Origin of the sequence: Metaclostridioides mangenotii, from assembly GCF_018917235.1 — a bacterium.
Lineage (GTDB): Bacteria > Bacillota > Clostridia > Peptostreptococcales > Peptostreptococcaceae > Metaclostridioides.
Window position 1 is genome coordinate 1 of sequence record NZ_JAHLOF010000021.1, and the last position, 1,850, is coordinate 1,850.

General features: G+C 33.5%; 2 protein-coding genes. Both read right to left on the reverse strand.

From position 1 onward, the window contains the following. Positions 1-22: 22 nt before the first annotated feature. Positions 23-808: a PD-(D/E)XK nuclease-like domain-containing protein gene (locus KQI18_RS13935; protein WP_330654434.1), complete on the reverse strand. Its 786-nt coding sequence runs from the start codon at positions 806-808 to the stop codon at positions 23-25. Beyond that, entirely contained in the window at positions 792-1,682 is an 891-nt protein-coding gene (locus tag KQI18_RS13940; protein ID WP_216468509.1) for a hypothetical protein, read from the reverse strand. Before KQI18_RS13940 ends, KQI18_RS13935 begins: the two co-directional genes overlap by 17 nt. Positions 1,683-1,850 lie beyond the last annotated feature (168 nt).

The following is a 1,850-nucleotide window of genomic DNA, read 5'->3' on the forward strand; positions in this document are numbered from 1 at the left end:
ATTCAAGGCTTATCACCCTCTTTTATATCTCTGTAAAACTAATAACCTTATTTAATACCTTTGTACTTTTGCAGTAATCGCAACACTCACATCTATGAGGCTCTCTTTTACCACTCTTAACATCTATAAACCTCGGAAGTAAGAATTCTACTTCGTTTAACTTTTCTTGTATGTACTCTTTTTCTATTAAAATAACTGCCTTATCTGGAATATTTTCTTTTGATACAGCTATAATATGTGGCTGTAAATGCTCCGCTCTGCCACTATTGATCCTTTCAAGTTCTGCATATACTGCCATTTGTAAAACATAGTCATACACTACGATAAAGTTCTCTTTCTGTTTTTTATCTTCGTTCCACATTCTTAGTTTTATATCTCTAGTTGTTTTTAAATCTGCAAAATATCTTTTATCAGGATTATATATATCAATCATTGCTTTCCACATAACCCCAAACATTTCAACAGTTAATATAACTTCTTTTTCTCCCTCTCTTACTTTTGAAATTAGAGGATCATTCTTTAGCGTTTCTATCATCTTGTCGCCTATCGAATATTTTGCTAAGAGAGTTCCGTCCTTCTTAAACATTTGAGGGTGTTTAGCCTTAAATTCATCTAAGTTTGATCCTTCACTCCAAGCATGCACATAAGATCCTAATATAAAAGCGTCGTCGTCTCCGTCTACCCACTCTTCGTTAAGTTTAGCTACTGTCTTAGCTTCACAACTCATGAAACTCTTAAATTGGGAGACAGAGAAATATTCCCTATCTGCTTCATTACTAAAGTAATTTTCCTTATTTATCTGTAACAACTTCATCCCCTCCAAACATATTAGTTTGTCCTTTGATATCCCCATCTTCTTTTGTTTTTTCATTATTATCTAACTCAAATACAGACTTTTCAGCAGACTTAATTTTGAACCAATCTTCTCGTTTTGACATGCCATCTTTTAAACTAGCATAAATATTTCTAAGTATTATAAAATCATTCTCGCTAAATGCATCAGAATTACATCCGATATATTCTTCTAGCATTTCCTTTGTTACGCTGAACTTGTCTTCGAAAGTCTTAACCATTTTTCTTACTCTATCAATTAAAGGTTCTGGATTTGCACCTTTTAAAGTTAATTGGCACTGTTCTACTGCACTGTCTATTACGTCTCCTGGTATAACACCTAATATGCAAGCTCTAAGCCTTCTCGTCCCTTGATTAGCTACCATTTCGTATATATCTCTTGGATCTGTTAGTGTTTTGTTGCCATGTTTTGTAGTTCTAATGTGAGGAACACTAAATACCTTGTCATGTCTTGTATTAGTTTCCAAATCCCAAGCATAAGCCATCACTTGGCTTTCTCCATCTTTTTGTTCTAATTCAATAATTCCGTAGTTTAAATTCCCCCAGTTTTGAGCTAATGCTTCAGCGAGTCTTATACTCGGACCAGTTACTTTTTGCCCACCTCTCGGGTATTCGTACATGCTTTGTTCTGCTAGACTTCTCCTTTGGCATGACTTTAGTATTCGATTAAACGCTTCTACCTCGTCTCTTGGAAATCTCTTAGCCATTATCATAGCTGCTTGAACCTCTTGTGCTTGTCTTGTCGTAACCATTTCTTTTGTTGCGCTAAGTTCTTTATTTTGAACTTGCATATTATTGTTTTCATATATATTTGCTACTTGATTATTCATAATTAATTCCCCCATATATTAATGTTTTAATTCCTTTTCTAACTTCGAAAGATTACTTTTGTATGCAAACACAAAACCATCTACATAACTTCCTTTGTAACCTTCTTTTGTTACATCTATTAAATATCTTTTAAGATCTACTAAGCTATAATTTTGTTTATATCTTTT